The sequence below is a fragment of the Streptomyces olivochromogenes genome (assembly GCF_021538895.1).
In the GTDB taxonomy this organism is placed as follows: Bacteria; Actinomycetota; Actinomycetes; order Streptomycetales; family Streptomycetaceae; genus Streptomyces; species Streptomyces olivochromogenes_A.
Genome location: NZ_JADDRL010000228.1, coordinates 1 through 5782, shown reverse-complemented (window position 1 = coordinate 5782; position 5782 = coordinate 1). Strand labels below are relative to the sequence as shown.

At 69.8% G+C, this 5782-nt stretch carries 5 protein-coding genes; 3 read left to right on the top strand and 2 right to left on the bottom strand.

Annotation, left to right across the window (positions count from 1 at the left end):
• The first annotated feature begins 602 nt into the window (after nucleotides 1-602).
• Both IPZ69_RS46180 and IPZ69_RS46175 read left to right on the top strand, forming a co-directional pair.
• Nucleotides 603-1265: a DUF6230 family protein gene (locus tag IPZ69_RS46180; protein WP_374296255.1), complete on the top strand. Its 663-nt coding sequence runs from the start codon at nucleotides 603-605 to the stop codon at nucleotides 1263-1265.
• Nucleotides 1265-1702, top strand: coding sequence for a DUF6114 domain-containing protein (locus tag IPZ69_RS46175; RefSeq protein ID WP_235460918.1), 438 nt, complete (start codon nucleotides 1265-1267; stop codon nucleotides 1700-1702). The genes IPZ69_RS46180 and IPZ69_RS46175 overlap by 1 nt, the downstream gene beginning before the upstream one ends.
• Nucleotides 1703-1718: 16 nt before the next feature.
• On the opposite strand, the gene IPZ69_RS46170 is transcribed toward IPZ69_RS46175, so the two are convergent.
• Together IPZ69_RS46170 and IPZ69_RS46165 are read right to left on the bottom strand one after the other, a co-directional pair.
• The gene (locus IPZ69_RS46170) at nucleotides 1719-2207 is read right to left on the bottom strand and encodes a hypothetical protein (RefSeq protein WP_235460917.1); all 489 of its coding nucleotides are present in this window, start codon (nucleotides 2205-2207) and stop codon (nucleotides 1719-1721) included.
• A 180-nt stretch (nucleotides 2208-2387) separates the two neighbouring features.
• Complete coding sequence (locus IPZ69_RS46165) at nucleotides 2388-3344, bottom strand: ABC transporter substrate-binding protein (RefSeq protein ID WP_235460916.1); 957 nt, start codon at nucleotides 3342-3344, stop codon at nucleotides 2388-2390.
• Nucleotides 3345-3649: 305 nt separating this feature from the next.
• Here IPZ69_RS46165 and IPZ69_RS46160 point away from each other — a divergent pair.
• Nucleotides 3650-5782: sensor histidine kinase (locus IPZ69_RS46160; RefSeq protein WP_235460915.1), on the top strand; the 2133-nt coding region annotated here is incomplete at its 3' end.

Here is a 5782-nt window from a genome sequence, read left to right as displayed (position 1 = left end):
GCGGGGGTGCAGGTGATGCCGACCGTTGCGGGCCGCGGGCCGTTGCCGGCCCGTCACGCCTTCTCCGTACGTGACGGGCCGACAACGGAGCGGGCCGGGCACCGGCCGGAAGCCTCGGGGGTAGACCTCCGGCCGGGCCGGGTGGGGGGCGGCCGGACATGGAACGAGGGGGAAAGCGACCGTGACCCGTGCCGCCCGGAGGCGGAGCGATGCGGGTGAAGGAGTGATGAAGGGCGGAAGAAGGCCGGGATCGCGGACGATGCCGCGGGCGGCGGATCCGGCGCCACGGATCCTTGGGAAACCAGGGAGAGTTGTAGACCTGAGCAACCGTCAACGTCAAGAAGTATCAACGGAGTTGGAGGTCAGAGCGGGTCGGCGCGGGCCGCGCGACACGACTGACCCACATTCAACACCCTTTTTTCACAACTCCCTTGACCCTTGGGTGTAACCCCCGGTAACTTCCTCCGCGGCTACTGTCGCGTAACCAGAAAGCCCTTGCACCCGCCGGGAGGTGCGAAGGGTGTGCGCGGCAGCCGCTGTCCGCGCCAGGACAACGCGCCACGGAAGCCCAACCCGCATTGCCTATGCCCCTGGGAGCAGACATGGCCTCGTCCGCCGAGCACATCCCCGAGAACCCGGAAAGCGATTCCGGGGACAGCACCGAAGGTGTCGTGAGACGCGGTCGCGTCCGCTGGCGCCGGGCTGCCGTGATGGCCGTGCCGGCCACCGCGATCGCCGCCGGTCTCGCGATCCTCACCGCCGAGGGCGCCCTGGGTGTGCAGTTCGCGATCTCCGGAATGCCGTTCACGGTCACCGCGACCGAGCTCAACGGCACCGGCTTCGAGCAGTTCGGCAACCTGGACAACATGGCGGAGGGCAGCCCCAACGCGGGCGACACCGGCGGTCAGGTGCTGGTGGTCACCTCCGCGATAAAGAACGCCACGCTCACCAAGCTGTGCCAGAGCGTCGACCTCGGCGGCACCAACCTGCTCATCACTGCGGGCAGCGGCGCGGACAAGGTGCAGGCGAGCGACCTGACCACCGACTCGACCGAGCTGACGGGCGACGCCGCGTTCAACAACATCGAGATCGGCAACGACGCCAGCACGCTCACCAAGGCCGGGGTGAAGGGCCCGATCGGCGTGTTCAGCCAGCAGGCCGACACGGTGCGCATCGGCAATCTGCGGCAGACCAACTACGCCACCACGGCTGGCGTGTTCAAGCTGCCCGGTCTCAAACTCCGCTTCAGCGACTCGGGTTGCTGATGTCGGACGGTCCTCGATCGGGGATGTGGCCCGCCTTCCGGCGCTGGCGGGCCCGCCGTCCGTTCTGGGGCGGGCTGTTGCTCACCCTGGGCGGGGCGGAGATCCTGCTCACCGAGAAGGCGTCGATGAAGGTCGTCATGCACATCGGCATGCAGGGCCTGGCCGGCTACCTGCTGCCCGGTCTGATGCTGCTGTGCGGACTGCTGACCCTCTTCAATCCGGCCCAGCGCCTCTTCTACTCCCTCACCGGCGTCCTGCTCTCCCTGGGCACCTGGATCACCTCGAACCTCGGCGGCTTCTTCATCGGCCTGCTGCTCGGCGTCACCGGCAGCTGCCTCGCCTTCGGCTGGCTCCCGGACCAGGAACCCCGGGTGAGCCGCCGCCGCAAGCGCGAGTCGGCCGCGCGGGCGAGGACGGAGCGGGCGGAGCCGGCCTGACCTCGCGGTGGCCGGCTCAGACACCCGGCAGCGGGCGGCGGCCCCACGCGGTGTCGTAGTGCGCGCCGTTGGCGTACGGCAGGAAGCCGGGCGCGTCGGTGAGCGGGCGCGGTTCGGGGCCGAAGGAGTCGGTCGTACCGCCCCGGAACCAGCACAGGGAGGATGGGAGTCCGGCGCACAGCGACGTCCAGCCGCGCGGGCGGAGTTCGACGACGTTCGTACCGATCAGCGGATGGACCACGAGGCCCGTGCCGGTCGCCGCGAGCAGCGTGCCCGTGACGTCGAGGGTGGGGCGGCGCGGGGCGCGGTTCTCCGGCAGTCTCGGGGCCAGGGCGAGGACGGCCACGGACACGGGGACGTTCACCAGGAACACCGCGCGCCAGGACGAGCCGAACAGGTCGGCGTGGGTCAGCACGCCGCCCAGGACCGGTCCGCAGACAGCGGCGAGGCCCATCACCGGCCCGATGCTGCCCAGGGCCCGGGACATCTCGTCGGCGGAGAACATGGCCTGTCGGTCACGGGTCAGCGTGGGAGGACGGGGCGGGAGGACTCCAACCAGGCGGCGTCAGTGGTGGATTTCTTCCATGGGACCGGCTCGCGCCGACGAAAACGCACGCGGGTGCCCCCGTTCTCCGGGGACACCCGCGTCGTGTCGTGCGCGTTCCTGCGGGACGCGCGGACGTCGTCAGCCGAGACCGGCCGACTTCAGCCATGCCTTGGCGACGTCCAACGGGTCCTTGTTCTGCGACTGCACCTGCGTGTCGAGGTCCAGCAGGGTCGCCGTGTCGAGCTTCGCCGAGACGGCGTTGAGCGCGTCGACGCCCTTCTGGGACAGCGCGCTCTTGTAGACCAGCGGCTGGACGTTCTCGTACCCGAACAGGCTCTGCGGGTCCTGAAGGACGACGAACTTCTCCTTGGAGATGGTCGGGTCCGTGGTGAAGAGGTCCGCGACCTGCACGGTGTCCTTCTTCAGTGCCGCCTGGGTGAGCGGACCGCCCGCGTCCAGCGCCTTGAAGGACTTGAACTCCAGGCCGTAGACGTCCTTGAGGCCGACCAGGCCCTGCTGCCGGGTCTGGAACTCCGGTGAGGCGCCGATGACCAGGTCCTTCGCGGCGTCCTTGAGGTCGGCGATGGTGGACTTCTCGGTGAGGTGGTACTTCTTCGCGGTCTCCGCGTTGACGGTGACCGAGTCCTTGTCCTCGGCCGGCGCCGGCTTCAGCAGCGTCAGCTTGGAGTCGAGCTTGGCCTCGATGGCCGACGTCGTCTCCTCGATGGTCTTCGGCTTGGCCTTCTGGTCGAGGTAGGCCAGCAACGCGCCGTTGTACTCCGGCAGAACCGAGATGGCGCCGTTCTTGAGCAGGCCGTAGGTGGTCTCGCGGCTGCCGATGTTCGGCCTGTATGTGACCTTGATTCCCTTGGCCTTCAGGGCCTCGCCGTAGATGTCGGCGAGCAGGATGCTCTCGGCGAAGTTGTTCGACCCGACGACCACGGTGTCGCCGCTCGCCTTGTCGCCCTTGAGTGGGTCGCCCGATGTGTCGGACGAGGAACAGCCCGTCAGCAGGGCCGTTGCCGCGGCGAGCGCGACGGCCGCCGCGCCTCGGTGTCTCCGGATGGACCTGCTGATGTGGGTGCTGGAAGTCACGATTCCCGTTCCGGGCTCAGGGGGTTGGTGGGGTGGACAGCGGTAGGAAGAGCTTCTTCCTGATCCAATCCAGCCTGTTCTCGGTCAGTCAAGTGGCTCCGGGTCACCGATTGGCCTCGATCCGTGCCCAGTTACGGAGGGAGAGCGGTCTCTTTGTAACGGATTCTTGATAAAAGGCGACCTGATTGACACTTCAAGGACGCTGTAGTCTCGCGGCAGTTGATATCGGTCACAGCGGTGTACGGGGCCCGCTCGGTGTCGTTACGCATCAGTTCGGGTGGAGACACCCCTACGAAGGAGGCCCTGTGTCCACGAACGCGGTGGACGCGCCCGCCCGGCCTGCCCCGGCGACGCGGGGCGGCATACGGGGCTTCGCCGACCGCTGGCCCTTCCGGCGCAAACTCAACCTGCTGGTCGGCGTGCCGCTCGCGGTGATCGCGGTCCTGCTGAGCTACCTGATCACCGACCTGCTGGAACAGTCCGACAGCGCGGAGCGGGCGGCCCGGGCCGTCCGGGACAGCGCCACGGTCGCCCGGCTGGTCGACCGGGTGGAGGCCGAGCACCAGCAGGCCATCCTGCTCTCCGCACGGTACGAATCCGGCCACGCCAAGCCCTCGCCGGCCCCCTACCGCAAGGCCCAGGCCGCGGTGGACGCCCAGGTCGAGAAGGTGCGCGACACCTACGGCGGCCGGCTGCCGGACACCGAGGCACAGGCCCTCAGGGAGGTCCAGAGCCTGTCCAGCCTGCGGCAGAGCGTCGAGCGCGGCTATCTGCCGGCCGACAACATCGACCCGACCTACTCGGACGCGGCCAAGGGCGTGATCGACGGCCTCGGCCTGGACCGCGACTCCACGCTCGCCGCCACCTTCACCGGCAACCTGGTGGACTCCCTGCTGCGCGCGGACGCCGCCCACGGCACCTTCGAGACCAGCGTGTTCTCGGCGACCACCGGCGACACCAACGCACTGATCGAGTTCACCAACGCGGTCGGCGCCTACGACCTCTACAGCCACCAGGCGGACCGTTTCACCCGCTTCGCCACCGAGGCGCAGGCGCGGGAGCTGGCCGGGGTCGACCACACCAACGCCCAGCAGCGCATCGCCGAGTCCTTCGCCGAGCTGCAGATCGACCCGACGGAACTGGAGGCCGGGTCGCAGGCGGAGATCCGCCGGGCGGTGCAGGACGCGCTGGCCGACTATCCCGCCTACCCGGAACAGGCCGCCGCCCGGCTGAAGATCACCACCTCGCTGATCAAGCAGATCGCCGGCCGGGCCGACGAGACCTCCGACGCGGCGCAGTGGCGCGCGGCGCTGCTGCTGAACGCGGCGCTGCTCGGCTTCGCGCTCTGGCTCGCCTTCGCGGTGCTGGTGCGCCGCTCGGTGATCCACCCGGTGCAGACGCTCACCAGCGCCGCGCGGAAGGTCGCCGAGGTGGCCAACCGGGAGTTGGCGCGGGTGGCCGACGACGACGCCGAGGACGACGGGCCGCCCCGGCTGCGGGACATGCCGGTCACCGCGCGCGACGAGATCGGCGACCTGGCCGAGGCCTTCAACCGGGTGCAGACGACCGCGGCCGCGCTGCTGGAGCGGCAGGTGCTCAGCCGCCGCAACGTCGCCGAGATGTTCGGCAACGTCGGCCGTCGCGTCAGCAACCTCACAACCCGCCAGCTGGCGCTGATCGACTCCGTGGAGCGGGGCGAGACCGACCCCGCCCTGCTGGAACGCCTCTACTCCATCGACCACATCGCCGTACGTCTGCGCCGCAACGCCGACAGCCTGATGCTGCTGGCCGGCATCCGGGAGACGGCCCTGGACGGGGGGCCGACGGCCCTCACCAACGTCGTACGGGCCGCGCTCGGGCAGATCGAGGGCTACCAGCGGGTGCGGCTGTACGCCGCGACGGACACCGTGGTCGAGCCCGACATCATCGGTGACCTCACGCTGATGATGGCCGAACTCCTGGAGAACGCGGTCTCCTTCTCGCCCGAGGGCAGCCCCGTCGAGGTGACCGTCCGCTCCACCCCCGAGGCCGCGTACGTCGTCATCACCGACCACGGCCTCGGCATGAGCGCCGAGCGCCTCGCCGAGGAGAACGGCCGCCTGATCCGCCGCGAACGCCTGGACGTCGTACCGACGAAGGTGCTCGGCCTGTTCGTGGTCGGTGCCCTGGCCCGCCGCTGGGAGATCGGGGTCGAGCTGACCCGCACCCCCGGTGGCGGCGTGACGGCGGAGGTGACGCTTCCGGGGACGCTGCTGCTGACGATGACCCCGGTGGACACCGAGGCGCCGAGCGCGAGTACGCCGGTGACGCCGGTGCCCGAGACCTCCGGCCCCGTGCCGTCCACCGTCGTACGGAAGGAGCCGGCGTCCGAGGAATCGGCCACCGGTGACCACGGTCCCCTCCCCCGTCGTGTGCCTCATCGAGAAGCCCCGGCGGGC